At 71.1% G+C, this 25808-nt stretch carries 26 protein-coding genes and 1 tRNA gene; 4 read left to right on the top strand and 23 right to left on the bottom strand.

Annotation, left to right across the window (positions count from 1 at the left end; all coding sequences use genetic code 11):
- Positions 1–37: 37 nt before the first annotated feature.
- From BCF74_RS09170 to pth, 13 genes are all read right to left on the bottom strand, one after another.
- Positions 38–985 (bottom strand): Ppx/GppA phosphatase family protein, encoded by a 948-nt coding sequence (locus tag BCF74_RS09170; RefSeq protein ID WP_106297658.1) that lies wholly within the window; start codon positions 983–985, stop codon positions 38–40.
- Positions 982–1560 carry a DUF501 domain-containing protein gene (locus BCF74_RS09165; RefSeq protein ID WP_106297657.1) on the bottom strand — a complete coding sequence of 193 codons (579 nt, stop codon included), beginning with the start codon at positions 1558–1560 and terminating at the stop codon, positions 982–984. Before BCF74_RS09165 ends, BCF74_RS09170 begins: the two co-directional genes overlap by 4 nt.
- Positions 1557–1925 carry an FtsB family cell division protein gene (locus BCF74_RS17325; RefSeq protein ID WP_170070199.1) on the bottom strand — a complete coding sequence of 123 codons (369 nt, stop codon included), beginning with the start codon at positions 1923–1925 and terminating at the stop codon, positions 1557–1559. Before BCF74_RS17325 ends, BCF74_RS09165 begins: the two co-directional genes overlap by 4 nt.
- Before the next feature lie 215 nt (positions 1926–2140).
- Positions 2141–3469 (bottom strand): phosphopyruvate hydratase, encoded by a 1329-nt coding sequence (eno, locus tag BCF74_RS09155; RefSeq protein ID WP_106297655.1) that lies wholly within the window; start codon positions 3467–3469, stop codon positions 2141–2143.
- Positions 3470–3762: 293 nt separating this feature from the next.
- Positions 3763–4743 (bottom strand): PDDEXK family nuclease, encoded by a 981-nt coding sequence (locus BCF74_RS09150; protein WP_146132917.1) that lies wholly within the window; start codon positions 4741–4743, stop codon positions 3763–3765.
- A gap of 218 nt (positions 4744–4961) precedes the next feature.
- Complete coding sequence (locus BCF74_RS09145) at positions 4962–5903, bottom strand: pseudouridine-5'-phosphate glycosidase (protein WP_106297653.1); 942 nt, start codon at positions 5901–5903, stop codon at positions 4962–4964.
- Positions 5900–7060 (bottom strand): carbohydrate kinase family protein, encoded by a 1161-nt coding sequence (locus BCF74_RS09140; protein WP_106297652.1) that lies wholly within the window; start codon positions 7058–7060, stop codon positions 5900–5902. Before BCF74_RS09140 ends, BCF74_RS09145 begins: the two co-directional genes overlap by 4 nt.
- Positions 7061–7093: 33 nt before the next feature.
- The gene (locus tag BCF74_RS09135; protein ID WP_106297651.1) at positions 7094–7609 is read right to left on the bottom strand and encodes a hypothetical protein; all 516 of its coding nucleotides are present in this window, start codon (positions 7607–7609) and stop codon (positions 7094–7096) included.
- Between the two features lie 160 nt (positions 7610–7769).
- On the bottom strand, positions 7770–8348 hold the full coding sequence (locus tag BCF74_RS17070) for a hypothetical protein (RefSeq protein WP_146132916.1): 579 nt from the start codon (positions 8346–8348) through the stop codon (positions 7770–7772).
- A gap of 128 nt (positions 8349–8476) precedes the next feature.
- The gene (locus BCF74_RS09125; RefSeq protein ID WP_106297649.1) at positions 8477–9229 is read right to left on the bottom strand and encodes a nucleoside triphosphate pyrophosphohydrolase; all 753 of its coding nucleotides are present in this window, start codon (positions 9227–9229) and stop codon (positions 8477–8479) included.
- Positions 9230–9259: 30 nt separating this feature from the next.
- Positions 9260–9817 (bottom strand): SurA N-terminal domain-containing protein, encoded by a 558-nt coding sequence (locus BCF74_RS09120; protein ID WP_106297648.1) that lies wholly within the window; start codon positions 9815–9817, stop codon positions 9260–9262.
- Between the two features lie 19 nt (positions 9818–9836).
- Positions 9837–13493, bottom strand: coding sequence for a transcription-repair coupling factor (gene mfd, locus BCF74_RS09115; protein WP_106297703.1), 3657 nt, complete (start codon positions 13491–13493; stop codon positions 9837–9839).
- Positions 13494–13665: 172 nt separating this feature from the next.
- Positions 13666–14256 carry an aminoacyl-tRNA hydrolase gene (gene pth, locus BCF74_RS09110; RefSeq protein WP_106297702.1) on the bottom strand — a complete coding sequence of 197 codons (591 nt, stop codon included), beginning with the start codon at positions 14254–14256 and terminating at the stop codon, positions 13666–13668.
- A gap of 102 nt (positions 14257–14358) precedes the next feature.
- On the opposite strand from pth, the gene BCF74_RS09105 reads away from it, so the two are divergent.
- The gene (locus BCF74_RS09105; RefSeq protein ID WP_146132915.1) at positions 14359–14619 is read left to right on the top strand and encodes a hypothetical protein; all 261 of its coding nucleotides are present in this window, start codon (positions 14359–14361) and stop codon (positions 14617–14619) included.
- A gap of 86 nt (positions 14620–14705) precedes the next feature.
- Here the strand turns inward: BCF74_RS09105 and BCF74_RS09100 are convergent, their stop codons facing one another.
- Both BCF74_RS09100 and BCF74_RS09095 read right to left on the bottom strand, forming a co-directional pair.
- Positions 14706–15413, bottom strand: coding sequence for a 50S ribosomal protein L25/general stress protein Ctc (locus BCF74_RS09100; RefSeq protein WP_106297646.1), 708 nt, complete (start codon positions 15411–15413; stop codon positions 14706–14708).
- A gap of 203 nt (positions 15414–15616) precedes the next feature.
- Positions 15617–16672 (bottom strand): EamA family transporter, encoded by a 1056-nt coding sequence (locus tag BCF74_RS09095; protein WP_106297645.1) that lies wholly within the window; start codon positions 16670–16672, stop codon positions 15617–15619.
- A gap of 99 nt (positions 16673–16771) precedes the next feature.
- Here BCF74_RS09095 and BCF74_RS09090 point away from each other — a divergent pair, with 99 nt between their 5' ends.
- Positions 16772–17335, top strand: a complete 564-nt coding sequence (locus BCF74_RS09090) for a CGNR zinc finger domain-containing protein (protein WP_106297644.1) — start codon at positions 16772–16774, stop codon at positions 17333–17335.
- Here the strand turns inward: BCF74_RS09090 and BCF74_RS09085 are convergent.
- Together BCF74_RS09085 and glmU are read right to left on the bottom strand one after the other, a co-directional pair.
- A complete protein-coding gene (locus BCF74_RS09085) occupies positions 17332–18342 on the bottom strand; it encodes a ribose-phosphate diphosphokinase (RefSeq protein WP_281257180.1) in 1011 nt (336 codons plus the stop codon). The two genes, BCF74_RS09090 and BCF74_RS09085, sit on opposite strands and share 4 nt — an antisense overlap.
- 2 nt (positions 18343–18344) lie before the next feature.
- Positions 18345–19841 (bottom strand): bifunctional UDP-N-acetylglucosamine diphosphorylase/glucosamine-1-phosphate N-acetyltransferase GlmU, encoded by a 1497-nt coding sequence (gene glmU, locus BCF74_RS09080; RefSeq protein WP_106297643.1) that lies wholly within the window; start codon positions 19839–19841, stop codon positions 18345–18347.
- Between the two features lie 152 nt (positions 19842–19993).
- On the opposite strand from glmU, the gene BCF74_RS09075 reads away from it, so the two are divergent.
- Positions 19994–20392 (top strand): NUDIX hydrolase, encoded by a 399-nt coding sequence (locus BCF74_RS09075; RefSeq protein WP_106297642.1) that lies wholly within the window; start codon positions 19994–19996, stop codon positions 20390–20392.
- A 146-nt stretch (positions 20393–20538) separates the two neighbouring features.
- Here BCF74_RS09075 and BCF74_RS09070 read toward each other — a convergent pair whose 3' ends face one another.
- The 3 genes from BCF74_RS09070 to BCF74_RS09060 form a co-directional block, all read right to left on the bottom strand.
- Complete coding sequence (locus tag BCF74_RS09070) at positions 20539–21816, bottom strand: DUF2254 domain-containing protein (RefSeq protein ID WP_170070197.1); 1278 nt, start codon at positions 21814–21816, stop codon at positions 20539–20541.
- Between the two features lie 187 nt (positions 21817–22003).
- Positions 22004–22396, bottom strand: a complete 393-nt coding sequence (locus BCF74_RS09065; RefSeq protein ID WP_106297640.1) for a hypothetical protein — start codon at positions 22394–22396, stop codon at positions 22004–22006.
- 517 nt (positions 22397–22913) lie between these two features.
- Positions 22914–22992, bottom strand: a tRNA-Gln gene (locus BCF74_RS09060).
- Between the two features lie 169 nt (positions 22993–23161).
- Between BCF74_RS09060 and BCF74_RS09055 the strand changes: the two genes are divergently transcribed.
- Positions 23162–23758, top strand: coding sequence for a TetR/AcrR family transcriptional regulator (locus BCF74_RS09055; RefSeq protein WP_106297639.1), 597 nt, complete (start codon positions 23162–23164; stop codon positions 23756–23758).
- 32 nt (positions 23759–23790) lie between these two features.
- On the opposite strand, the gene BCF74_RS09050 is transcribed toward BCF74_RS09055, so the two are convergent.
- From BCF74_RS09050 to BCF74_RS09040, 3 genes are all read right to left on the bottom strand, one after another.
- A complete protein-coding gene (locus BCF74_RS09050) occupies positions 23791–24438 on the bottom strand; it encodes a DUF2306 domain-containing protein (RefSeq protein ID WP_170070196.1) in 648 nt (215 codons plus the stop codon).
- 71 nt (positions 24439–24509) lie between these two features.
- Positions 24510–24896: a VOC family protein gene (locus tag BCF74_RS09045; protein ID WP_106297637.1), complete on the bottom strand. Its 387-nt coding sequence runs from the start codon at positions 24894–24896 to the stop codon at positions 24510–24512.
- A 5-nt stretch (positions 24897–24901) separates the two neighbouring features.
- Complete coding sequence (locus tag BCF74_RS09040; protein WP_106297636.1) at positions 24902–25786, bottom strand: methyltransferase domain-containing protein; 885 nt, start codon at positions 25784–25786, stop codon at positions 24902–24904.
- Positions 25787–25808: the final 22 nt, after the last annotated feature.

Genomic DNA, 25808 nt, shown 5'->3' with positions numbered 1-25808 from the left:
GGCGCGGGGTCACACGCCGTGGGTCACTCGCCGGAGGTCACGCGATGCTGAGCGCGATCCCGTCGAGGATGTCGTGCTCCGACGTGACCACCTGCGCGTCCGGCGACCGCTCGATCACGCGGCCGAGCACCTCGTGCCAGACGAGCGCGCCCGCGCCGATGACGTCGACGCGTCCGGGATGCATGAACCCGTATGCCGCCCGCTCGCCTCGCGTGGCCCGCAACAGCTCCTGCGCGGCGTCGCGGTGCTGCTGTGGGGTGAGCCGGGCGAGGTGGATCCGCTCCGGCTCGTAGGACGAAAGGCCCAGTGCGAGAGCGGTGTTCGTCGTGATGCTGCCGGCGAGTCCGACGACGGTGGCGATGCCCGACAGGTCGACCACCTCCTCGGCGCTGTCGAGCGCCGCGGCGACATCGGCGGTCGCGGCCGCGATCTCGGCGTCGCTGGGCGGGTCGCCCTCGAGGTGGCGCTCGGTCATCCGGACGCAGCCGACGTCGACGGAGCGCGAGCTCTCGACGTGGGTGGTCCCCCGGACGAGCTCGGTCGACCCGCCGCCGAGGTCGACGACGAGGTAGGGCCCGGGGATGCCGGCTGCGACGAGGTCGCCGTTCGCACCCGAGAAGGACAGCTGCGCCTCGACGTCACCCGAGACGACCTCGGGCGAGACCTCGAACCCGGCCGCCGCGAACGCCGCCTCGACACCGGACACGAACTCCCCGGCGTTGCGGGCGTCGCGCGACGCGGACGTGGCGACGAAACGCACCCGTGACGCACCCAGCTCACGGCACTGGACGGCATACGCGCTCGCTTGGGTGAGGGTGCGCTGCATGGCGCCGGGGTCGATGACCCCGGTGCGATCGACGCCGTACCCGAGGCGGACGATCTCGGTGCGGCGCAGGACGTCGGTGAGCCGGCCGTCCTCGTCGATGTCGGCGACGAGGAGGCGGATCGAGTTCGTGCCGCAGTCGATGGCGCCGACACGGGTCACGAGCGCTGCTCCTCGGCTGGATCCGACTGTCCGGCAGGGGATTTCGCAGGATCCATGAGCTCGGTGCACGGGTGCACGGTCCACCAGTCCGGCAGCATCGCGAGCGCCTCGTCACCGAGCGGGTTGACCCCGGGCCCGACGGCGAGCGAGTGGGCGACGAGGACGTGGAGGCACTTGACGCGGTTCGGCATGCCGCCGGCGCTGATGCCGTCGATCTCCTCGACCTTGCCGAGCTCGGCGCGGCGGGCGAGGTAGTCGTCGTGCGCCGCGGCGTAGCGCTCGGCGAGGTCGGCGTCCTGCTGCAGGCGATCGGTCATCTCGCGCATGACGCCCTCGGACTCGAGGGTGCTGATGGCACCGGTGAGGCGGGGGCAGGTCGCGTAGAACGACGTGGGGAACGGCGTGCCGTCGGGCAGGCGCGGCAGGGTGCGCAGGACGTCGGGCTCGCCGCACGGGCAGCGGTGCGCGACCTCGACGACGCCTCGGGGCACGCGCCCGAGCTGACGCTCGACGGCGTCGAGGTCCTCCTGCGCGACGTCCTCGGGTGTCACGGGCGGGCGGACGTTGTCGGTCACCGGCGCTGGTTGGCGGGCACGTCGGCCGCCTGCATCGAGGACCAGATCGTGTCGTACCACGGCTGGTCGGGGTCGCCGGCCCGGGCGACGGCGTCGGAGCGCTCGGACGCCTTGGGCTCGAGGACGGTGTAGGACTTCTCGCCGACCTTGACGAACTTCAGCCGCGTGCGCGCCTGCTGCTCGACATAGGCCGGGTCCTCCCAGCGGGCCTGCTCCTTCTGGAGCTCCTTGACCGTGGACTCCTGCTGAGCGACCTTCTCGCGCAGGGCCCCGATGTCGGAGCGCTGTTTGAGGTAGGCGTTCAGTGTCGGCGCCACGAGCACGACGAGGAAGAGCAGGACGCCGCCGAGCGCAACGCGGCGCACGGTGCGACGGTTGGACTTCGCCGCCGCGAGACGCTCGCGCCAACCGTTCGCGGAAACCGACCGGGAGGCCGTGCCCGCCGAGCTCGACGCGGTCGCCGAGCTCGACGCGGTCGAGCTCTCCTGGCGGCGCGTCCGGGCGCGCGGGGCCGGACGCGACGACGCAGGGCGTCGTGGCGACGACCCCGGTCCGCGACTCGTCCCGCGCGCCATACCGCTCAGCCCTTCGCCGTGTCGTCGGCAGTCGTGGGCGCAGCGCCCGAAGCGCCTGCCGCGAAGCGCGGGAAGGCGGCGGCACCGGCATACTCCGCGGCGTCGTCGAGCTCCTCCTCGATGCGCAGGAGCTGGTTGTACTTCGCGACGCGCTCGGAGCGCGCGGGGGCGCCGGTCTTGATCTGGCCGCAGTTCGTCGCGACGGCGAGGTCGGCGATCGTCGTGTCCTCGGTCTCGCCGGAGCGGTGGCTCATCATGCAGCGGAACCCGGCGCGCTGGGCCATCTCGACGGCGTCGAGAGTCTCGGTCAGGGTGCCGATCTGGTTGACCTTGACGAGGAGGGCGTTGGCCGTGCCGGACTCGATGCCGCGGGCGAGACGCTCGGGGTTGGTGACGAAGAGGTCGTCCCCGACGAGCTGGACGCGATCGCCGAGGCGGTCGGTCATCGCCTTCCAGCCGTCCCAGTCGTCCTCGTTGAGCGGGTCCTCGATGGAGACGAGGGGGTAGGAGTCGACGAGGTCGGCGTAGTAGTCGACCATCTCGTCGGCGCTCTTGCTCACACCCTCGAAGGCGTAGGACCCGTCCTCGAAGAACTCGCTGGCCGCGACATCGAGGGCGAGGGCGATCTGCTCGCCCGGGGTGTAGCCGGCCTTCTCGATGGCCTCGAGGATGAGGTCGAGGGCGGCGCGGTTGGAGTCGAGGTTCGGGGCGAAGCCGCCCTCGTCGCCGAGGCCGGTGGCCAGGCCCTTCTCCTTGAGGACGGCCTTGAGGGCGTGGTAGACCTCCGTGCCCCAGCGCAGCGCCTCGCGGAAGGTCTCGGCGCCGATGGGCGCGATCATGAACTCCTGGATGTCGACGTTGGAGTCGGCGTGCGACCCGCCGTTGAGGATGTTCATCATCGGCACCGGCAGGACGCGCGCGTTCGGGCCGCCGACGTAGCGGAAGAGCGGCAGGCTCGCGGACTCGGCGGCGGCCTTCGCGACGGCGAGGCTCACGCCGAGGATGGCATTGGCGCCGATCTTCTCCTTGTTCTTGGAGCCGTCGATGGCGAGCATCTCGGCGTCGACGAGGCGCTGGTCGTGCGCCTCGAAGCCGAGGAGCTTGGGGCCGAGCTCGTCGATGACGGCGTCGACGGCCTTCTCGACGCCCTTGCCGAGGTAGCGGTTCTTGTCGCCGTCACGACGCTCGACCGCCTCGAAGGCGCCGGTGGACGCGCCGCTGGGGACGGCCGCGCGGGCGATGACGCCGTCGTCGAGGGCGACCTCGACCTCGACGGTGGGGTTGCCTCGTGAGTCGAGGATCTCGCGCGCGCCGACGGCGTCGATGCTGGCCACTGGTGCTCCTGAAGTCGTGGGAGAACTGTCGGCACCGAGCCTAACGGCAGCGTACGGCGAGGCGACCGACCGACTCACGCACCGGCATACCCACTGTCAGGTCACGGGCATATCCCTGACAGGTCCCCTCCAGCGCTTGCACAGAACGGTTCGCGAACCGCCGGCTCACTCCCAGACCGGATCGATCCGGTCTGCGAGCAACGGGGTGGTTGGCGAACCGCTGTGGGTATGCCGTCCGTGGGTATGCCGTCCGCGCGCGTTCCATGGTGCGCCCACCTTCGGCGCCCCTCACCTCACGCGGCGGCCAGCTCGCGGCCGACGCGGGCCAGGAGCCGCTCGGGGTGCCGCAGGTCCGCCCAGGTCACCCGGATGACGCGGTAGCCGGCGTCGCGCAGCCGCTCCTCACGCTTCTTCTCGCGCATGAGCTCGAGCTTGCCCTCGGCCCCCTCGTACTTCACCGCACCGTCGAACTCGTCGACGACGCGATCGCCGACGAGGAAGTCGACCCGGCCGATCGTCCCTTCGCCGTCCTCGATCCAGACCTGGGAACGCACCATCGCGCCACTGCGCTGAAGGATCAGCCTCGTCAGCGTCTCCCCGGGTGACTCGGCACTGGGGTCGGCAGCTTCGATGGCGGCCCGGGCGCTGCCGATGCCGTACCGCACCCCGGGCAGGGCGAGCGCCGCCCTCAGGGCCTCGCGGGTCACGAGCCTGCGCTTCAGCGCCGCGTCCATGGCGACGACTCCGGCTTCGAAACCACTCGCCGCCGCCGTCAGCACGCAGGCGTCCGCGACGGGGACGACGCGAGGGCCATCGGCGGCACCGGCGTGTTCCAGCTGCTCCGCCGTGGCGACGTGAACGTGAAGCCCCGACCGGATCTTGCTCGCCTTCATGGGCGCCACGACATCGACGAGGTCGGTGTCGACGTCGTGGAGCGGCAGGCCGTGCAGAGCGAGTGCGGCGTGGTGCGAGGCGACCCATTCGGGGTGGGCGAGCAGGAGGCCCTTCACCGTGAGGACATAGCGCTCGTGGCCGTTCGCCGCTGCCCAGCGGCCCGTCGTGACGAGCACGCCGGGCCGGATGCGGTGCAGCTGCTTCGCCCGGACGGCCGCGCGCGCCACGGCCGGTGAGATGTGCCTCGCGGCCAGGTGGGCGCGCACCACCAGCCCGTCGTTCTCACGGGCCAGTCGGGCCAACGACGGCGCGAGCATCGCCGTGGCTGGGCGAGAGCTCGCCGCCGGGCTGTGGTTCGCCGCCGGGCTGTGGTTCGTCATGGCGGCAGCGTGCCCGAAATCGCCGCCGACGACGCCGGGTTATCCACAGCGGCAGGCGACGTGCCCCGGATCGGCGGCTGGCCGGCATACGAGCACAAGAGGTTCGCGAACCACGGGCATACTCGCAAACCGGATCGATCCGGCTGCCGAGCAAGGCGATGGTTCGCGAACCGCCTTGTGCAGAGCCCGTCGACAGGCCCCCGCGAGAAGCGGGCGCGTCAGAGGGCGGCGTGGGCGACGGCGATGGCGGTGCCGACGCGGGCGTTGTTGCGGACGAGCGCGAGGTTCGTCTCGAGCGAGCGGCCGTCGGACAGCTCGACGATCCGGCCCAACAGATAGGGCGTGATGTCCTTGCCCGTGACGCCGAGCCGGTCCGCGTCGGCGAGTGCCTGCGCTATGACGCCGTCGATGTCCTCGCGCGCCATCTCGTCCTCGACCGGCACGGGGTTGGCGATGGAGATGCCGGTGCCGAGGCCGAGGTCGAGCTGGGCCTTGACGAGCCGCGCCGCCTCCTCGGGGGTGTCGACCCGCATCGGCACGGCCACGCCGGACGAACGCGAGAAGAACGACGGGAAGTCGTCGGTGCCGTAGCCGACGACCGGAACCTCGAGCGTCTCGAGCATCTCGAGGGTGCGGGCGATGTCGAGGATCGACTTCACGCCGGCGCTGATGACGGCGACGGGTGTGCGCGACAGCTCGGTGAGGTCCGCGGAGACGTCCATCGTGTTCTCGCCGCCCTGGTGCACTCCCCCGAGGCCGCCGGTGACGAAGATCCGTATGCCGGCCAGCGCGGCGATGCGCATCGTGCTCGCCACCGTGGTCGCACCGTTGACGCCGGTCGCCACGACGTGGGCGATGTCGCGGACGCTCACCTTGCGGATGCCCTGGTCGGCGCCGAACAGCTCGAGCTCGTCATCGGAGAGCCCGACGGTGGGGCGGCCGTTGAGGATGGCGATCGTCGCGGGCACGGCGCCGCCGTCGCGGACGATCTGTTCGACCTCGCGGGCCATGCCGACGTTCGCCGGGTAGGGCATTCCGTGGCTGATGATCGTCGACTCGAGGGCGACGACGGGACGGCCGTCGGCGAGCGCTTCGCGCACCTCGGGGGCGAGGCTGAGCATCGGGTGCGGGGTGACGGTCGCGACGGGAGGGGTGGTCATGCGGGCAGCTCCTGGGTTGCGGGGTGGTCGGGAGTGAGGTGGGCCGCGACGAGGGCGGCGGTGAGGTCGGCGCGGACGGTCTCGGTGGAGGCGACGGTGAGGGCGGCGACGACCTGCCCGAACCGGGCCGCGGCCACCGGGTCCTCGCCCTGAAGCAGGGCGTGGACGTAGCCCGCGGTCATCGCGTCCCCAGCCCCGGTGACGTCCTCGACCACGGCCTCGGGGGCGTCGACGAGGACGACGCGGGATGCTGCGCCGTCGTCACCGGCGATGGAGAGCAGGCTTCCGCGGATGCCGCGGCGCACCCACACGTGGTCGACACCGCGCTCGTGGAGTGCGCGGGCGGCGGCCACCACCTCGGCCGGGTCGTCGCCGTCAGTCACGGGCGAACCGACCAGCGCGGCGAGCTCGTCGACGTTGGGAGTGACCGTGTGCACCGGAGCGGAGCCGTCGAGGGCGGGCGCGGTGTCGGTGGCCTTGGCGACGGACACCGGCTCGAAGAACGCCGGCACCCTCGCGTCGGCCGCGGCCCTCAGCAGCCAGCGCAGCACGTCGGCGCCGAGGTTGGCGTCGACGACGAGCGCCTCGACCCCGGCGAGCAGCTGCGGCACCCCGCCGAGGTCGGCGACCGTCAACTCGTCGGTGGCGCGCATGTCGGCGACGGCGACGAGCAGGTCACCGGCGTCGTCGAGGACAGCGGAGTACGTCCCGGTCGGGTGCGGCGACGTCACGAGGTGCCGGCACTGGACGCCCGCGGCCTCGGTGCGCGCGATGACGGTCCGACCGGCAAGGTCGTCACCGATGGGGGCCACGAGTGACGTGGGCGTGCCGAGCCGGGCGAGGTTCTCGGCGATGTTGCGCCCCACTCCCCCGACCGTTGAGGTCGACGTGCCGGGGTTGCTCGACCCCATGACGACCGGCACCGAGATCCGCACCTTCGCATCGAGGACGGCTCCGCCGACGACGAGGACGGACCCGCCCTCGGGGCGCACGACGTAGCCGCGGCCGAGGATCGCGCCCTTGCGGGTGAGGTTCGACAGGGCGACGGACACGGCCGCGCGGGTACTGCCGATGCGGGCCGCGAGGCCGGCCGCGTCGAGGAGCGGTTCGGCGCGCAGCAGGGCGAGGATCTCCTGCTCCTGCGGCGTCAGCTTCACATAGGAGATTTAAGCGTCACTTGATATATCAAGTCAACTGCCGTTGGCGGTGTAGAACTCGGCGACCTCGAAGTCGCCGCTGTCATTGAGGAAGAGCACCACCGCGGTGAACGGCTCGATCCCGTCGTCGACCCGGCACACGGTCGTGATGTCAGCGGTCACTCGAGGCGTGTCGGGGCAGCTCACGTCGACGTAGTACCCGTCGCTCATCTCGGTCACCGCGTCGGAGAGCACCGGCCCGGGCACCCGCCCGCTGGCGTCGGGGTCGACCTGACCGGTCCACTCCGCGGCGTAGTCCTGCGGGGTCTCCCACGGCATCGGGTAGCCCATCGCGAACCACATCACCATCGCGAGGAGGGTGGTCATGATCGCACCCCCGAGCGCGCCCAACCCGGCCGCGAGCCACGGGTTGAACCCCCTCGACGGCGGCTGACCGCCGGGCGCACCTCCGTATGCCGCCGGGCCGCCATACGGGTAGGGCGCACCGTGGGCGGGCGCAGCGGCATACGGTCCGGGCTGGCCGCTGGGAGGCGGGAAGGACGAGGACACGCAGGTCTCCTGGGGATGATCGGTGGGAGGCAGGGCTCAGCCTCCCATCCCGCGGGCACCACGTCCTGACGAACCGCACTTCGTGACGAAGCCGAGACGCCAGCCCCCTCGAGAGCGCAGCCCGACACCCGTCAGCGCACCCCCGCGCATCCCGGTGCCGTCATTCGAAGAGGTCGGCCACGCTGAAGCTGCCACTGTCTCCCCGGAAGACGACGACAACCCGCAGGTCCATGAAGCCGTCGGTGCCGGTGCAGATGGCCGTCACGTCGGTCGCGACCTTCGGGGTCGCGGGACAGGTCATGTCCTCGTACCACCCGGAGTCCATGAGGGCCTGTGCCAACGCCTCACCGCTCACCGATCCGTCGGCCGCGACGTCGACCCGGCTCGGGCTCGTCATCGGCCCGTCCACGGGCCCGAACGCGCCGAAGCCGAGGACCATGAAGAAGAGCATCGGCAGCAGCCACGCGAGCAGGACCCCGAGGAGCCCTCCGATGACGACGCCGAGGCCACCGGCGAGCCACAGGTTCATGCCTGCGGCCCGTGGCGCTGGCATCGGGCTCGTTCCGAAGGCGGATGACGCACCGTATGCCGCGGACGCACCATACGGTGATGGCGCACCGTATGCCGCGGGCGCACCGTACGACGTCGGCGCACCGACAGCGGGTGGGCCGGCATACGGACCGGACTGACCGGCATACGGATCGGGGTGAGCACTGGGAGGCGGGAAGGACGCGGACACGGGGACTCCTGACGAGCGCGCGGGGACGGCAGCGGCTCAGCGTCCCACTCGGCGGGCCGCGTGTCCCGCGGAACGGCGATTCGTGACGACACCGAGAGCGAGCCGACCCGACCCACCCGAGCTGCCGCTCAGCGCAGGCCGGCGGCCTTCTCCTCGGCCTTGATCCGCGCCCACGCGGCCTCGACATCTTCAGGGGTGGAGGCGTCGCCGTCGGCGAAGACGTGCGGGTGGCGGCGGACGAGCTTGTCGACGAGACCACCGGCGACGTCGTCGATGTCGAACCGCTCGCCCTCCTCCGCGGCGTCCTCGGCGACGCGCGCGTGGAAGAGCACCTGGAGCAGGACGTCCCCGAGCTCTTCAGCGAGGTGGCTGCGATCCCCGGACTCGATGGCCTCGACCGTCTCGGCGGCCTCCTCGGTGAGGTACTTCGCCAGCGACTCATGGGTTTGCTTCGCGTCCCACGGGCAGCCACCGGGCGAGCGCAGCCGGTCCATGACGGCGACGGCGTCGAGCAGCCGGGCGCCGGGCGGGTCCCAGGAGCCAACGACGACCTCGACCTCGGGCGGCGTCTCGAGGCGGGAGACCTCCGAGGCGATGGCGTCGGTGAGCCCCGGGTCGCCGTCGGCGGAGCCGAGCCAGACGACGTCGACGCCGGCGGCCGCCCGGTCCACGAGCAGGCGGGCGAGGTCGGCCGCCGCGGGCTCCTCCCCGACGGCCTCCACGTCGAGCCCGGCCTCGACCACGGCCGCGGCCGCCGGCTCGTCGGCCGCACGGCAGAACCGGCCCGTCGACGACTCGATGACCTGCCATGCGCTGCGGGACATCAGCCCGGGGGCGACCCGCGGGCTCGTCACGAGCAGGGCGAGCCGACCCGTCGTCATCGCTCGGCCGTGGTCACCGCTCGACCGTCGTCACTGCGGCGGCGCGAGCTGGGGCGAGGGCGACTCGGACGGCACGATCCAGTTCGGGGTGTCCGGGGTCACGGCGAGGTTGGCCGGGTCGTACTCGCCGTAGCGTGGGTTGACCGACACGTCGAGGCCGCGCAGCGTCTCGACGAGCGCCTGGCCCGACTCCTGGGTGAGCTTCATCCGGCTGAGGTCGGCCTGGACGAGCTGGACAGTCTCCGGCGCGGGCGTCTCCTGGAGCTGGGCGAGCTGGGCGCGGGCCGCGGACTCGCTCTGCGGCTGGCCCGCCTTCTTGGCCGCCTCGATCATGTAGGGCGCCTGGATGAGCAGGCTGAGCGTCGTCGACGGCGTCAGCGGCTGCTGCATCTGCCCCTCGAAGGCGGTGTTGATCTGGTCGGTCGCGACCTGCACCTGCTCGTTGGTGATGACGCGGCCGTCGACCTTCGCGGCGGTCTGGGCGGAGGTCGTCCCCGAGCAGGCACCCAGAGTGAGGGCACCCGCGAGCGCAAGCGCGGCATACGGTGCCTTGAACGCCTTGGAAGGCTTGGACGCCCGGACGGCCATCACTGGGGGTTCCCTTCGATCATCGGGTGGGCGTCGTCACCGTGGACGTCGCCACCTTGGCTGCTTCGCCGACATTGTCCATGACGACGCTGCGGATCACGCTACCGGCCCACTCGAGGACGTCGCGGTTGCGCAGTGGCTGGCCGCCGACGCGGGCGGTCATCGGGCGCGGCACGAGCATGACGCCGAGCGCGTCCTTGATGATCGCGCCGGGGTGGAGGCGCTTCAGACGCAGCTCCTGGCTCTCGCGCAGCTCGACCGGCCCGAAGCGGACGTTCGTGCCCTGCACCGAGATGTCGCGTATGCCGGCCGCGCGCGCCACGGTGCGCAGCCGCGCCACCTCGATGAGGTTCCGGACCGGCTCGGGCGGTGCGCCGTAGCGGTCGGTGAGCTCGGCCTCGATCTCGGCGAGCTGGCCCTCGTCGGCGACGGTGGCGAGCTTCTTGTATGCCTCGAGCCGCAGCCGCTCCCCCGGCACGTAGTCGTGCGGCAGGTGGGCGTCGACGGGCAGCTCGATCTTGATCTCGCCCAGCTCCTCGTCAGCCTCACCCTTGAAGCTCGCGACGGCCTCGCCGACGAGCCGGACGTAGAGGTCGAACCCGACTCCCGCGATGTGGCCGGACTGCTCGCCACCGAGGAGGTTGCCGGCGCCGCGGATCTCGAGGTCCTTCATCGCGACCTGCATGCCGGCGCCGAGGTCGGTGTGGCTCGCGATCGTCTGCAGCCGGTCGTGCGCGGTCTCGGTCAGCGGCGTCTCGGGCGGGTAGAGGAAGTACGAGTAGGCCCGCTCGCGGCCGCGCCCGACGCGTCCGCGCAGCTGGTGCAGCTGGCTCAGGCCGAGCCGGTCGGCGCGTTCGACGATGAGGGTGTTGGCGTTGGAGATGTCGAGGCCGGTCTCGACGATCGTCGTGCAGACGAGGACGTCGAACCGCTTCTCCCAGAAGTCGACGACGACCTGCTCGAGCCGGTGCTCGCCCATCTTGCCGTGGGCGGTGGCGACCCTGGCCTCGGGCACGAGCTCGCGGATGCGGGCCGCAGCCTTCTCGATCGTCGACACCTTGTTGTGGATGTAGAAGACCTGTCCCTCGCGCAGCAGCTCGCGGCGGATCGCGGCGGTGATCTGCTTCTCCTCGTAGGCGCCGACGTAGGTGAGGACGGGGTGTCTTTCCTCGGGCGGCGTTGCGAGAGTGGACATTTCGCGTATGCCGGTCACGGCCATCTCGAGTGTGCGCGGGATCGGGGTCGCGGACATCGCGAGGACGTCGACGGCGGTGCGGAGCGTCTTGAGCTGCTCCTTGTGCTCGACACCGAAGCGCTGCTCCTCGTCGACGATGACGAGACCGAGGTCCTTGAACCGGATCTGGTCCGAGAGCAGGCGGTGGGTGCCGATGACGAGGTCGATGCTGCCGTCGGCGAGACCCTCGATGACCTGCTGGCTCTCCTTCGCGGTCTGGAACCGGCTCAGCGCCCTGACCGTCACCGGGAACGGCGCATACCGCTCGGTGAAGGTCTGCAGGTGCTGCTGGACGAGCAGGGTCGTCGGCACGAGGACGGCGACCTGCTTGCCGTCCTGGATGGCCTTGAACGCGGCGCGCACGGCGATCTCGGTCTTGCCGTAGCCGACGTCCCCGGCGAGGAGGCGGTCCATGGGGACCTCGCGCTCCATGTCGGCCTTGACCTCGTCGATCGAGCTGAGCTGGTCAGGCGTCTCGACGTAGGCGAAGGCGTCCTCGAGCTCGCGCTGCCACGGGGTGTCCCGGGCGAACGCGTGGCCCTTCGTCGCCATCCGCGCCGAGTAGAGCTGGATGAGCTCGGCGGCGATCTGCTTGACGTAGCGGCGGGCGCGGCTCTTGGTCTGCTTCCAGTCCGAGCCACCCATCTTGTTGAGGCTGGGCTGCTCGCCGCCGACGTAGCGGGTGACCTGGTCGAGCTGGTCGGTGGGGACGAAGAGCCGGTCCCCGGGCTGGCCACGCTTGGACGGGGCGTACTCGATGACGAGGTACTCGCGGGTCGCACCCTGCACGGTCCGTTGCATCATCTCGACGAACCGGCCGACGCCGTGCTGCTCGTGCACGACGAAGTCGCCGGGCGTGAGCTGGAGCGGGTCGACCTGGTTGCGCCGGCGCGACGGCATGCGCCGCATGTCCTTGGTCGAGGGCCCGGCGGACGGGGTGCCGGTGAGGTCGGTCTCGGTGAGCAGGGCGAGCCGGCTCGGCGGGTGGAGGAACCCACGGCCGAGCTGGGCCGTGGTGACGTGGACGACGCCGGGGGCGAAGCCCGCGTCGTCGGTGAGGTCGTCGTCGAGGCGGGCCGGGACCTCGGCCTCGCCGAGGACCTCGGCGATGCGCTTGGCCGACCCGGGGCCGTCGGTGGCGACGAGGACGCGCCAGCCGTCGTCGGTCCAGCCGCGCAGGTCGCTCGCCGCGGCCTCGATGTCCCCGCGGTATGCCGGGGGGTCCTGCGTGTCGGTCGCCACGACGTCGGCGTCGCTGTCGTTCGCGGTCTCGGTGTCGAGGGCGAACGGGGTGAGGTCCCACCATGCCCGGCCGGTCGTGCGGGCGTGGTCGCGCAGGTCGGCCATCGTCCAGAACGACGCCTGCCCGAGGACGCGTTCGAGGTCGATCGGGACGGCGTTGCCGGCGGCGGCGTTCGCCCACCCGGCGTCGAGGAACTCCTGGCTCGTCGCGACGAGGTCGTGGGCGCGGGTGCGGATGCGCTCGGGGTCGACGGCGACGACGGCCGCACCCTCGGGGAAGGAGTCGAGCAGCGACTCCATGCCGTCGACGAGGGCCGGGGCGAGGGACTCCATGCCCTCGACGGCGATGCCGGCGGCGAGCTTGTGCAGCAGGTCGGCGGCGCCGGGCAGCTGCTCGGCGAGGGCGGCGGCACGGTCGCGGACGGTGTCGGTGAGCAGCACCTCCCGGCACGGCGGCGCCCAGAGGCCGTGCTCGGCGACCTCGAGGCTGCGCTGGTCGGCGACCTTGAACCAGCGCACCTCCTCGACGGTGTCGCCCCAGAACTCGATGCGGAGCGGGTGCTCCTCGGTCGGGGGGAAGACGTCGAGGATGCCGCCACGGACGGCGAACTCGCCGCGTCGCTCGACGAGGTCGGTGCGGCTGTAGGCGGCGTTCACGAGGGCTTCGACGACCTCGTCGAGGTCGTGCTCCTCACCGGCCTTCAGCGAGACCGGGGTGAGGTCGCCGAGGCCGGTGGCGATGGGCTGCAGGACGGCGCGCACGGGTGCGACGACGACGGAGAGCCGGCCGTGGGCGGCGTCGTCCTCGCTGCTCGGGGCCGGGTGGGCGAGCCGGCGCAGGACGGCGAGGCGACGGCCGACGGTGTCCGAGCGCGGGCTGAGCCGCTCGTGCGGCAGCGTCTCCCAGCTCGGGAAGTCGGCGACGGTGTCGGGGTCGAGGACGCAGCCGAGCGCCGCGGTGAGGTCCTCGGCCTCACGGCTCGTCGCGGTGACGACGAGGAGCGGCAGCCGCTCGGGCGCGGTGGCGAGGAGGCGCTGCACGGCGGCAGCGAGGAGCACCGGCCGGGCGCCCGCGCTGACCGAGACGTCGAGCGAGGGCGTGCCGGGACCGGTGGCGGTCTCGAGAAGGGAGCGGATCGCGGGGTCGGCGCCGAACGTGTCGATGACAGCGCCGAGCGGCGGAAGGTGCAGCGTGGGCATCACCACCAAGTCTAGGTCTGCCCACCGACGGTCAGGCTCGACCCCAACGCGCGCCTCCCTGCGAGCCCGGGCCGCCTCCGGAGTGGCACTGCTCTTTCATCGTCTATGACGGATAAGTACTCATACGTACCTATCCGTCATAGACGATGAAAGGGTGGTGTTCGACCGTGGGTCAGCGCTCGCCGGCCGGCGCGTGGAAGCGCTGCTGCGCGTCGAGCAGGCCGCGCGTCACGAGCATCTCGACCGCGTCGGCGGCGTCACCGAGGAGGAAGGGCAGCTCCTTGCGCTCGGTCGGCGAGAAGTCCTTGAGCACGTAGTCCGCAGCGTCCTGGCGACCCGGCGGACGACCGATGCCGACCCGCACCCGCAGATAGTCACGAGTCCCCAGCGACTTCGAGATCGAGCGCAGCCCGTTGTGACCGCCCTCTCCCCCGCCGAGCTTGAGCCGCACGTCGCCGGCCGGGATGTCGAGCTCGTCATGGACGACGACGAGCCGGTCGGGCTCCACCGAGAAGAACCCCATGAGCGCCTTCACCGGGCCGCCCGACTCGTTCATGTAGCTGTGCGGTACGGCGATCACCGCCGGCGGCCCGGGCACCCCACCGGGTCCCATCCCGATGCGCACCTGAGCCGCCGACGCCCGCGCCTTGTGCGCGCGCAACGTGCTGCTCGTCCGCGACGCGAGCTCATCGACGACCATCGCCCCGACGTTGTGGCGGTTGCCGGCATACGTCGGCCCCGGGTTCCCCAAACCGACCACCATCCACGTCTCACTCACGAGGGACGAGTATGCCGCGCGCCCGGCCGACATCCACCACCGATGGCCGGTCTCCTCTGTCCGCCTTTCCCTCTAGAGTCCGCCGTCATGGACTGCTACGACTGCGCGACCTGTACGGGGGACGACGACCTTGCCTCCTTCATCGCGGGCCCCGATGAGTGGCGTCCACGTCTGGTCCGAACCTGCCCAGACTGCTCGCACCTGCTGCTGCGCCACCAGCTGGGGCTGCTTCGCGCCACAGGTGTCGCCGTCAACGCCCTGCCATTCCGGATCGGCGTGCGGTACGAGGACTGGGGCGTCAAACCGCCGCGCAGCAGGTCACACCTGCGCGCGGTGAGCGATGACTGACAGGCGCGCGGACGGCATACGAGAAAAGGCCGCAGGCCCGGACCCCCCACGGGGACCGGGCCTGCTGGACCGAACGAGCTTGCGGCTCAGGCGTCCTCGGACTTCTCCTCGGAGTCGCCCTCGCTCTCGCCACCCTCGGCGTCGCCCTCGCCCTCGGCCTCGGCAGCCTCGGCGGCCTCCTCGTCCGACTCGTCGTGCTCGATGCCGGCCTCGGCCTCGGCCTCGGCGAGCTCGGCCTCCAGGGCCTCCTCGGAGATCTGCTGGGTGATGTTGACGACGAGCAGCTCCGCGTCGGAGACGAGCGTCGAACCGGACGGCAGCTCGACCTCGCTCGCGAGGATCTGCGTGCCGGCCTCGAGGCCCTCGACCGAGACGGTGAGCGACTCGGGGATGTTCGTGGCCTCGGCCTCGACCTGCAGGGTCGGGTTGTCGACGGTGACGACGGTCTCCGGACCGGCCTCGCCCTCGACGTGGACGGGGACGTCGACGGTGACCTTCTCGCCGCGGCGGACGATGACGAGGTCGATGTGCTCGATGACCGGCTTGATCGGGTCGCGCTGGACGTCCTTGGCGAGAGCCATCTGCTCGTCGCCGTCGAGGACGATCGTGAGGAGCGCGTTGGGGTTCTTCAGCGCCATCATCGCGTCGTGCCCGATGAGGGTGATGTGGACGGGCTCGGCGCCGTGGCCGTACATGACCGCGGGGATCTTGTGGTCGCGGCGGATCTTGCGGGCCGCGCCCTTGCCGAACTGGGTGCGGGCCTCGGCCTGCAGCTTGATGGTCTCAGTGGCCACGGGAGATTCTCCTGGGAAGGTTGCGAACTCGAAGGATGGCGCCGTGGGGGTGGCGCGGTGCGGTGGCCTCGACGCGGGACACGGCACGGACAGCGCGCGGGCCCGCGGACCCTGGTCGGGTCGCGACACCACCGCGTCGATCACGGACGAGCGTGGCCCTCACTGGCCGGTGCAGCGTCCCTCGCCGAGGCAACCCCGAGAGTCTAGGCGACGGGGTGCGTGGCTGACCAATCGGCCGGTATGCCGTCCGCTCCCGTGCCGTCGCCCGCTGCGGTGCCGTCGTGGGCGCCATCGCGAGTCGCGTCCGCCGGCACGTCGTCGTCGGGGCGCTCGCCCATCCGGACGGCGACGACGCCGCCGAGGATGAGCAGTCCGCCGACGAGCTGGACGAGGCCGGGCAGCTCGCCGAGCAGCACCCACGCGATGAGGATGGCGAAGAGCACCTCGGAGAGGCCGACGAAGCTCGCGACGGTCGCCCCGACGAGACGCGTGCCGATGACCCCGACGCCGTAGGCGATGGCGGCCGCGACGAGGGCGAGCTCGGCGACAGGCACCCACCAAGGGACGAAGGCTCCGGCGACGACGACCCGCGTCGAGGAGGTGGCGTAGTCGATGAGCCCGGTCGCGCTCGCGGCGACGAGGGCGACGGCGCCGACGGTGAGGCCGAGCCCGGCGAGCGCGAGGGGCGGCAGCGACTCCTCGTGTTCGTGGGCCGAGGTGACGTAGTAGGTCGCGAGGCCCACGGCCGCGAGCAGACCCCAGACGACGCCGACCCAGGAGATCTCGACCCCGGAGAAGACGTCGAGGACGAGCACCAGCCCGGCGACCGACAGCCCGACCCCGACGAGGGTCAGCCGCGAGGGCCGGCGACCGTGGACGGCCCAGAGCCAGCCGACGACGACCACGATCCCGAGGTACTCGAGCAGCAGTGCGACCGCGACCGACAGCGTCTCGACGGCGTTGAAGTACGCGAACTGGCAGCCGGCGACGGCGACGAGTCCGAAGGCGGCGACCTGTCCGAGGTTGCCGCGGCTGCGGGTGAGGAGGTGCCAGCGGCCGCGCAGCGACCACAGCGCGATGGGCAGCATGACGAGGGCCGCGCCGGCGACGCGCCACGTCACGACGCCACCGGGGGTCCAGCCGGTCGCGAGCAGCGCCTTGGCGAAGGCACCGGACGAGCCGAACGCCGCCGACGAGACCACGACGAGGACGAGCCCGAGCGCCAGGGTGCGCGGGTCACGCGAGGCACGCTGCGGCATACGGAATCTCCCTTGCACATCCAGAAACACGTCAGGGGTAAAATGTGTTCACACCCCTTACATGCCTCACGCTAGGGCCGCGACCTGTCAGGAGTCAAGATGGTTTTTGCCCATGACACCGAGCTGTCGCTGCAGTACGCCGCGGCGCTCATCAACACCGCGCCCGGCCACGGCGACTCGACGCAGGAGGACCTGCCGACGGTGCAGTCCCTCGTCGACCACCTCGACGCGTGGGAGTGGAGCGGCGGCCGTCCCCGCACGCGTGCCGAGCTGGACGAGGTGCACGCCCTGCGTCCGCGCCTGCAGGAGCTGTGGTCGCGCGACGTCGAGGGCCTCGTCGCCGGCGTCAACGAGCTGCTCGCCGAGCACCACGCCCTCCCCCGGCTCGTCCGCCACGACGACCTCGACTGGCACATCCACGCGACCGACGACGACGACCCGATCGCGCGGCGGATGGCGGTCGAGGCGGCGATGGCGTTCATCGACCTCATCCGCGCCGGCGAGACCGAGCGGCTGCGGGTGTGCGCCGCCGACGACTGCGACGACGTCGTCATCGACCTGAGCCGGAACCGCAGCCGCCGCTACTGCGACGGGACGTGCGCCAACAAGGCGCACGTCGCGGCATACCGGGACCGCCAAGGCCGCCGCGCCCGCAGCTCCTAGGCGCGGCCGCCGAAGAGGCTCGTCACCGAGCCGTCCTCGAAGACCTCCTTGATCGCGGCGCTGATGAGCGGCGCGATCGAGAGCACGGTCAGGCCCTCGAACTCGTTCTCCGGCGCGATCGGCAGCGTGTTCGTCACGATGACCTCGCGGGCGGCGCAGTCGATGAGGCGCTGCTTCGCCGGCGGCGACAGGATGGCGTGCGTCGCGGCGATGACGACGTCCTTGGCGCCGGCCTCCATGATCGCGTCGGCGGCCTTGGTGATGGTGCCGGCCGTGTCGATCATGTCGTCGACGAGGATGCAGACCCGGCCGGCGACGTCACCGACGACGCGGTTCGCGACGGTCTGGTTCGGCTGGTTGATGTCGCGGGTCTTGTGGATGAACGCCAGCGGCACGCCGCCGAGGCGCTTCGACCACTGCTCGGCGACCTTGATCCGGCCGGCGTCGGGCGAGACGACGGCGAGGTCCTGGTCGCCGTACTTCGCGGACACGTACTCCGAGAGGACCGGCTGCGCCATGAGGTGGTCGACCGGCCCGTCGAAGAAGCCCTGGATCTGGTCGGTGTGCAGGTCGACCGCGATGAGCCGGTCGGCACCCGCGGCCTTGAACATGTCGGCGACGAGGCGGGCCGAGATCGGCTCCCGACCGCGGTGCTTCTTGTCCTGGCGCGCGTAGCCGTAGAACGGCATGACGACGGTGATCCGCTTGGCGCTGGCCCGCTTGAGGGCGTCGATCATGATGAGGTGCTCCATGATCGCCTCGTTGATCGGCGCCGCATGGCTCTGGATGACGAACGCGTCCGAGCCGCGCACCGACTCCTCGTAGCGGACGTAGATCTCGCCGTTGGCGAAGTTGTAGGCGCTCGTCGGCACGAGCTCGGTCCCGATGAGCGCGGCGACCTCCTGCGCGAGCCCGGGGTGGCTGCGCCCCGAGAAGACCATGAGCTGTTTCTTGGGCTTCTTGCGGATGTTGGCTGACTTCGGCCGGTCCGCCTTGGAGTCCTTCACGCTCAGGCCCTTCCCTGCTCGTCGCCGTGGGTGGTGGGTTCCGTTGCGGCAGTGTCGGTATGCCGTGTGCCCGCCTCCGTGGCCGCCTGCGCCGCAGCCTCGGTCTTCGTTCCTGCGCGGGCACGGGCGACCCAGCCGTCGACGTTCTTCTGGCGCCCGCGGGCGACGGCGATCTGGCCCGGCTCGACGTCGCCGGTCAGGGTGCTGCCGGCGGCGACGTAGGCGCCGTCGGCGATGTCGACCGGGGCGACGATGACGGTGTCGGAGCCGACGAAGGAGTGCTTGCCGACGGTGGTGTGGTGTTTCGCGACACCGTCGTAGTTGGCGAAGATCGTGCCGGCACCGATGTTGGCGCCCTCCCCGATGGTGACATCACCGGCATACGTCAGGTGCGGAACCTTGGCACCGTCACCGATCTGCGCATTCTTGGTCTCGACGAAGCCGCCGATCTTGCCCTTCGCGCCGAGGACGGTGCCGGGACGGAGGTAGGAGAACGGGCCGACGCTCGCCTCGGGGCCGATCTCGGCGAGGTTGGCCTCGGTGCGCTTGACCTCGGCGCGCTCGCCGACCTCGGTGTCGGTGAGGGTCGTGTCGGGGCCGATGGTGGCGCCGGCACCGATCGTCGTCGCACCGAGGAGCTGGGTGTTCGGGAGGATCGTCGCGTCGCGGCCGATGGTGACGTCGACGTCGATCCACGTCGTCGCCGGGTCGACGATGGTGACGCCCTCGCGCATCCAGCGCTCGGTGTTGCGTCGGTTCAGCTCGCGGCCGAGCGTGGCGAGCTGGACCCGGTCGTTGACGCCCTCGGTCTGCCAGAGGTCGTCGATGAGGTGGGCGCCCACGGGCCGGCCGGCCTCGCGGGCGATGCCGAGGACGTCGGTGAGGTACTTCTCGCCCTGCGCGTTGTCGGTCCCGACCCGGCCGAGCGCCTCGCGGAGCACGGCCGCGTCGAAGGCGTAGATGCCCGAGTTGATCTCGGTGATCGCGCGCTGTTCCTCGGTGGCGTCCTTCTGCTCCACGATGCCGGCGACGGCGCCATCGGTGTCACGGATGATCCGGCCGTAGCCTTGCGGGTTGTCGAGGTTCGCGGTGATGACGGTCGCGGCACTGCCCGAACCCTCGTGGCGGGCTATGAGGTCGACGAGGGTGGCGCCGGTCAGGAGGGGGACGTCGCCGTACGTCACGAGGACGGTGCCCGAGAGGTCGGTCGGCAGGGCGTCGAGGGCGCACTCCGTGGCGCGGCCGGTGCCCTTGACCTCGTCCTGGTCGGCGATCGTCGCCGCCGGGTCGATCTCGGCGACGTGCGCGGCGACGAGCTCACGTTCGTGACGCACGACGACGGCGAGATGCTGGGGGTTCGTGGCGCGGGCGGCGGCCAGCGCGTGGCCGACGAGGCTGCGTCCGCCGATGCGGTGGAGGACCTTGGGGGTGGCGGACTTCATCCGCGTTCCCTCGCCGGCGGCGAGGATGATGACAGCAGCGGGCCGGGCAGTGGTCACGAGCGGGGCTCCCGAGGGTGGCGGGCGGCGTACTGCGTCACTCTACCGACGCCGTTCGGGGGGCGGTGCGCGCCTCTGGCCCCTATCGTGGGCGTCGCACGGGGAAGCGGCATCCGGCGGTCGGGTGCTGGGCACGGGCCCCGGGAGGCTCCATGGATGCGGCACGGCCGAGAGTGCGGGTGCACGTCGTCGGGATCGACGACGACCACCGCATGCTGCTCGCGCGCCGACCCCGGACGCGCATGTGGACCCTGCCGTGGAGCTACCTGAAGACCGGCGAAGACCCGACGGTTCGGGTGCGCGAGATGGTGCATGAGACCGGCGCGCTGCCGGCTCACCCACGCATCCTCGGCGTGGAGAGCACGACCCAGTACGGCGACCACCTCCTCGACCTGACCTTCCACACGACCGCGAAGCGGATCTGGAAGGCGACACCTGACGAGGCGTCCGCACTGTGGTGGAGCCTCGACGAGATCAGCTCGCTCGAGCTCACCAAAGAGGTGCGCAGCGCCCTGGTCCACGCCTGGCCCCAACACTGGCCCCATCTCTGAGGTCTCCCGACCGACGGGACGTCTCAGCGGCCGCGCGCCATGGTTCGTCACCGGCCTGCACGACACGGTTCGCGAACCGTCCCGTCCTTCGCAGGCCGGATCGATCCGGACTTCGATCAAGGCCGTGGTTCGCGAACCGCATCGGGTCAGCGCCGGGCACCCGCCAGCTCGGCCTGCTTGGCGGCGAGTGTCGGCCGGTGTTCGGGTCGCGCGACAGTGAGCAGGTCGGCGAGCAGCTCGTCGATGCGCCGGGGCACCTGGATGTCGTCGGCGCCGTAGTGCGCGATCTCGTCGAGCGCGAGGTCGAGCAGGTCCGCGAACGGCAGCGGTCGGTCCACGACCCGCACGACACCGGACCCGTCGAGGATGAGCGGGGACACGTCAGGCCGCTGCACCGCCGCTCGCAGCAGCCGGTGCAGCTCGTCAAGCACTTGGACGGCCGTCGTCGGGTCGTTGATCCCCGGTGAGAGAGCGCGCTCGGCGATGTCGACGAGCTGCCTCACCCCGAACTGCGGGTCCTGCGCGACGGTGCGGGTGCGGCCCAGCGTGATCGCGTCGTGAACCGCGTCGGCGAGCGCTTCCACGTCCGGCGCTCCCCCGCCGGGTCCACGATGGACTCGGGCGATCGGCTGGTCCTCGAAGACGACGTCACCGGGCCGGAACGTCAGCTCGACGACGACGCCGGCCTTCTCCGCGGCGCGCACGATCGCGCCCAGCTCGACGCGCTCGACGATGCCGTGCCGGTCGCGTGCCGAGATGGCGTATGGCCGCTCGTCCGGCTCCCAGCTCGCTTGCGGCTCGTCGTCGGTGTCGTCCGGCCAGCCGTCACCGAGCTCGGCAGCCGTCGTCCGCTGGATGCGGTCGATCGTCCGGTCGACCTGGATGGACTGGGTGATGTGGTGGATGAACGCGAAGAAGAGCGCGACGCTCGCGAGCACGAGGACGAAGGCGAACGTCACCGACAGCTGCGGAACGAACTCGGGGCCGTCGTCGCCGCCGCGCACCGACCGGAGAACGACGAGCGCGAAGAGGAACGAGGAGGTGAAGACACCGAGCGTCACCTGCACGATGCGGCTGCGCAGGAAGTCGCCGAGCAGTCGCGGGGTGAACTGGCTGCTCGCGAGCTGCATGACGACCATCGTGATCGAGAAGACGAGGCCGGTCACCGAGATCATCGCCGACGCGATGGTGCCGAGCAGGCTGCGCGCCGAGCCGGCGTTGCCGTTGAAGAGGAAGGTCTGGTCGAGCAGCAGGCGCCGGTCGACCTCGGGCAGGACCAGCGAGAGGGCGAAGGCCGCGGCGCAGATCACCGACGGCAGCACCCAGAACGGCTGCCAGATCCGGCCCCACCAGCCGATGGTCGTCGGGTCGCCGAGCGGTCCGACGGCTCGACGCGGTTCGCGGGAGTCGGAGGGTGCACTCACCACCCCATGATTACTGAGGCCGCCGATGAGCGCATGAATGCGGCGGCTCAGTCGTCGATCGTTCCACGGTCGTGACCGCACTCGCCGGGATGGGCCTCATCACGGTCTGCGCGGCACCGGGGCCGGCCCTGGCCCGCGCCTCGGGTGGTGGGTTCTTGGACGTTCATGATGACGCCGTTGAGAACCTTCAGGAGCCTTCTCCCTGTGATTTCAGAAGCTGAGAGACACGCTGGGGGGTTACCCCGAGAACCGCGGCGACCTCCCTCCCCTTGTAGCCCGCAGCGACGAGGTCCGCGACAGCCTCCCGCGACCGCTGCGCCGTGATGCGCTGCGCCTTCTCCATCTCCTTCACGGACTGCTTCAACAGACGTACCTTCTTGCCCAACCGATCCGGAAGCGCCGGAACTACCGCCACCTCAACCTCGGACTCGGGCACCCCCGTCACGAACGAGATTGCCTCACGTGCGTGCTCCTCAGCTTGTCCGAGCGAACGCACTTGCGACACCGCGCCAGGAGCGTCCGCAGACGTGAGGAGCCACCACTCCCCGCGCTTCTCTGCCCGCACCGTATAGGTCTTCACTTCCGCCACCATCCTTCTCCGAGCGCGGGTTCCAACTGTTTGAAGATCGTCTCGGCGAACAGGTTCGGCACGTCCTTCGACGAGCGGGACATGTCGTGGCCGTGTCCCCGACCCGTATGCCGGTGTGATTCGTCAGTTCATACAGCTCACACGAGATGCCTTGCGCCTTGGCCGCCTTGCGGATCTTCTTGATCACGTCGTTGCGCTTCACAACGTATGTCCATCCCTACTTGATGGCAAGCATAAAGGAGGGGTAGACAATTTCAGCAGCTGCCCTTCCGATGCCAACCACCACCGCGGGTACGCTCCCCTGGCCCGGTGCCGGCGTCCAGCCCGAGGCGCCGAGCTGTGGATGGCGCCGCGGAGACGAGCGGGCTGTGGATGACGGGTGAGCACGAGACGGGGCGGGATCGTCACTGAGACCGGATGGGTACGCGAATGGGTACACCCGGCACCGGGTCACACCCGGTCCGACCCCCCTGCCGCTGCCGACGTGCAGGTCAGGGCGGTATCACTGCTCCCCGGGTAGGAGTCGAACCTACGTCGCTAGTCCTGATTCAAAGTCAGGCGGGCCCTGCCGGCAGACCAACCGGGGAACGATGCGCCCGCGGCGAGCGGACGGCATACCTCCGAAAGGGTAGTTGACCCCACACCCGGCCCCGCCCACCGCGGAGGGCGACCCCATGCCCGACAGGGCAGAATGGCCGGGTGAGTCGAGACGAGGCGACGCCGAAGACACCGAAGGTGCGCACGCCGCGGGGGCGGATGACCGGGGCGCAGCGGCGCGAGCAGCTGATCGGGATCGGGCGCTCGCTCTTCGCAAACCGCGGTTACGAGGCGACGACGGTCGAGGAGATCGCGAGCGTCGCCGGGGTGTCGAAACCCGTTGTGTACGAACACTTCGGGGGCAAGGAGGGCCTGTATGCCGTCGTCGTCGACCGCGAGATCCAGTCCCTCCTCGGGGCGATCACCGGCGCGCTGACGAGCGAAGGCGGATCGCGGGCACTGCTCGAGCGCGCGGCGATGGCGCTGCTCGACTACATCGAGGGCTCGACCGACGGCTTCAGGATCCTCGTGCGGGACTCTCCGCCGGTGCAGCAGACGGGGACGTTCGCCTCGCTCATGTCGGATGTCGCGTCGCAGGTCGAGCACCTGCTCGCGGCGCAGTTCACGAACCGCAAGCTCGACCCGAAGCAGGCGCCGATGTATGCGCAGATGCTCGTCGGGATGGTCGCACTCACCGGGCAGTGGTGGCTGGAGAACCCCAAGGCGAAGAAGCGCGACGTCGCCGCGGCCCTGGTCAACCTCGCGTGGAACGGCCTCACCGGCCTCGAGGCCAAGCCGGAGATCACGAACGCCTGACCCGCCCCGGGCGAGCCTCGGGGTGAGCGCGGTCAGCCCTCGAGGTCGGGGGTGCGGCGCAGCCACCACTCGCCGAGGGCGACGTGCATCGTCAGCGCGAGCCAGAACGCCAGACCGAAGCCGGTGTGCCCCGGCGCCATGTCGTCGGTCCCGCCGCCGGTCGCGACGCGCAGCCCGATGAACAGCCCGACCCAGATGCGGATCGTGCCGATGCCGACGCCGACGGCGAAGGCCCGGATCATCCAGCGCCGGTGCTGCGCCACCCGACCGGCACGGATCGCCCGGAACGCCAGCAGCAGGCACACGACGAACCACGTCCCGAAGATCAGCGCGGCAGCCGCCTCGAGTCCCCCACCCCACGGGTGCAGCAGGCCGAACACGACGGCGAACACCCCACTGGCGACACCGCACGCCACGAGCACGCGACCCAGTCGCCGGTGCAGCGTGTAGTGCCGCGTCCGGAAGCGCCGGCTCAACTGCAGCGGTGCCCCGAGGAGGTAGACCACGCCGAGACCGATGTGCAGGTATGCCGTCCAGGGGTTCTCGACATAGCGCACCGCGAAGTCGTTGTCGGTCTGGGTGCCGGCGAGGATGTGCGGCCAGTCGGTGACGACGCGGATCGCCGCGAACACGAGGACGATCGCCAGCAGCACGCCGACGCCGACAGCGACAGCGCGCACGCCGGGAGGCTGGACCTCGTGCCCGGGGCTGGACATGCGACCACACTCCCACGCGCGGCGGGCGTGCGGGGTCAGACCGTGAAGTCGAGCTTGGGACCTTCGACCTGCTGGAACTCGACCCGGTTGCCCACGGGGTCGTCGGTGTGGAACCGCTGCACGCCGGGGATCGCGTGGTCCCAGCGCACCTCGCTGCCGGCACCGGCAACGGCCGCGGCCAGCGCCGACACGTCGTCGACGCCGAAGCACGGGTGCGCCTTGCGCGCGGGCACGAAGCCGTCCTCGACGCCGCAGTGCAGCTCCTGCTCCCCCGCCGAGAACCACACTCCACCGCGCGCGGCGAGGACTGGCGGCTTGGGGATCTCGGGCATCCCGCAGACGACGCCATAGAAGTGGCGCAGCAGGTCCTCGGATCCGGCCGGACAGGCGAGCTGGACGTGGTGCAGGCCGAGAATCGTCACGGTTGTTATCCTTCGCCGGTCGCGGTGTCGGTATGGGCTGCCCGGTCACCATCGCTCGTCGGCGCACCGTTTGCAGCATCGCCGGTTGCCTTGTGCGCCACCGCGAACACGCGGCGGAACGGGAAGAGCACCCCGACCTCGGTGCGCGGGTACGCCTCGGCGAGCGCGGCGGCATACGGCTCGAGGAAGGCGTCGCGTTCCTCCCCCTCGGGCAGGAGGTCGAGCACGGGCCGCAGCCCGGTCGCGCTCACCCAGTCGAGGACGGGGTTCTCGGAGTCACCGGCCGGGTCGAGGACGTGGGCATAGACGGTCTCCCAGGCGTCGACGGTCGTGCCGAGGCGGTGCAACAGCGTGAGGTAGGTGCGCGGCTCCCCCACCGCCGGCACCTCGAGTGCGGCGAGGAGCTCGTTGGCGCGCCCATGCCCGGACGCCGTCTCGCGCATGAGGGCGTGGCTCGGGGCGTCGAAGTTGTTCGGCACCTGGAGGGCGAACCACCCACCGGGCGCGAGCGCGCCGATCCACGTCTCGAGCAGGTCGAGGTGGCCGGGAACCCACTGCAGGGTCGAGTTCGTGATGATGACGTCCGGCGCGTCCCCGAGGGACGCGGGGTCCCACTCCTTGAGGTCGGCCTGGACCCACTCGACGCGGTCCGTGGTGTCGAGCGCGCGGGCCGCCTCGAGCATCGACTCGGCGGAGTCCACGCCGACGATGCGCGCGTCCGGCCACAGCTCGGCGAGGGTCAGGGTCGCAGGACCGTTGCCGCAGCCGAGGTCGACGACGAGCCGCGGGTCGTCGGTGTGCACCTGGGCGACGAGGTCGGCGAAGGGGCGGGAGCGTTGGTCCCCGAACTTCGCGTATGCCGTGGGGTCCCAGCTGGGTTGTGCCCGCATCCTGCGCTCCTTCTGCCGTGGC

Origin of the sequence: Knoellia remsis, from assembly GCF_003002895.1 — a bacterium.
GTDB classification, from domain to species: Bacteria; Actinomycetota; Actinomycetes; order Actinomycetales; family Dermatophilaceae; genus Knoellia; species Knoellia remsis.
Note: the sequence above shows the minus strand (reverse complement) of the source record. Positions and strands in the feature narration are given on the sequence as shown.

Excerpts from the sequence above, each read along its gene's own strand:
- BCF74_RS09055 (WP_106297639.1), top strand. The coding sequence starts at position 23,162 with ATGACCGGGGCGCAGCGGCGCGAGCAGCTGATCGGGATCGGGCGCTCG.
- BCF74_RS09105 (WP_146132915.1), top strand. The coding sequence starts at position 14,359 with ATGGACTGCTACGACTGCGCGACCTGTACGGGGGACGACGACCTTGCC.
- pth (WP_106297702.1), bottom strand. The coding sequence starts at position 14,256 with ATGGTGGTCGGTTTGGGGAACCCGGGGCCGACGTATGCCGGCAACCGC.
- BCF74_RS09090 (WP_106297644.1), top strand. The coding sequence starts at position 16,772 with ATGGTTTTTGCCCATGACACCGAGCTGTCGCTGCAGTACGCCGCGGCG.
- BCF74_RS09075 (WP_106297642.1), top strand. The coding sequence starts at position 19,994 with ATGGATGCGGCACGGCCGAGAGTGCGGGTGCACGTCGTCGGGATCGAC.
- mfd (WP_106297703.1), bottom strand. The coding sequence starts at position 13,493 with ATGCCCACGCTGCACCTTCCGCCGCTCGGCGCTGTCATCGACACGTTC.
- BCF74_RS09125 (WP_106297649.1), bottom strand. The coding sequence starts at position 9,229 with ATGACGACGGGTCGGCTCGCCCTGCTCGTGACGAGCCCGCGGGTCGCC.
- BCF74_RS09040 (WP_106297636.1), bottom strand. The coding sequence starts at position 25,786 with ATGCGGGCACAACCCAGCTGGGACCCCACGGCATACGCGAAGTTCGGG.
- BCF74_RS09120 (WP_106297648.1), bottom strand. The coding sequence starts at position 9,817 with ATGGCCGTCCGGGCGTCCAAGCCTTCCAAGGCGTTCAAGGCACCGTAT.
- BCF74_RS09095 (WP_106297645.1), bottom strand. The coding sequence starts at position 16,672 with ATGCCGCAGCGTGCCTCGCGTGACCCGCGCACCCTGGCGCTCGGGCTC.
- BCF74_RS09145 (WP_106297653.1), bottom strand. The coding sequence starts at position 5,903 with ATGACCACCCCTCCCGTCGCGACCGTCACCCCGCACCCGATGCTCAGC.
- BCF74_RS09150 (WP_146132917.1), bottom strand. The coding sequence starts at position 4,743 with ATGACGAACCACAGCCCGGCGGCGAACCACAGCCCGGCGGCGAGCTCT.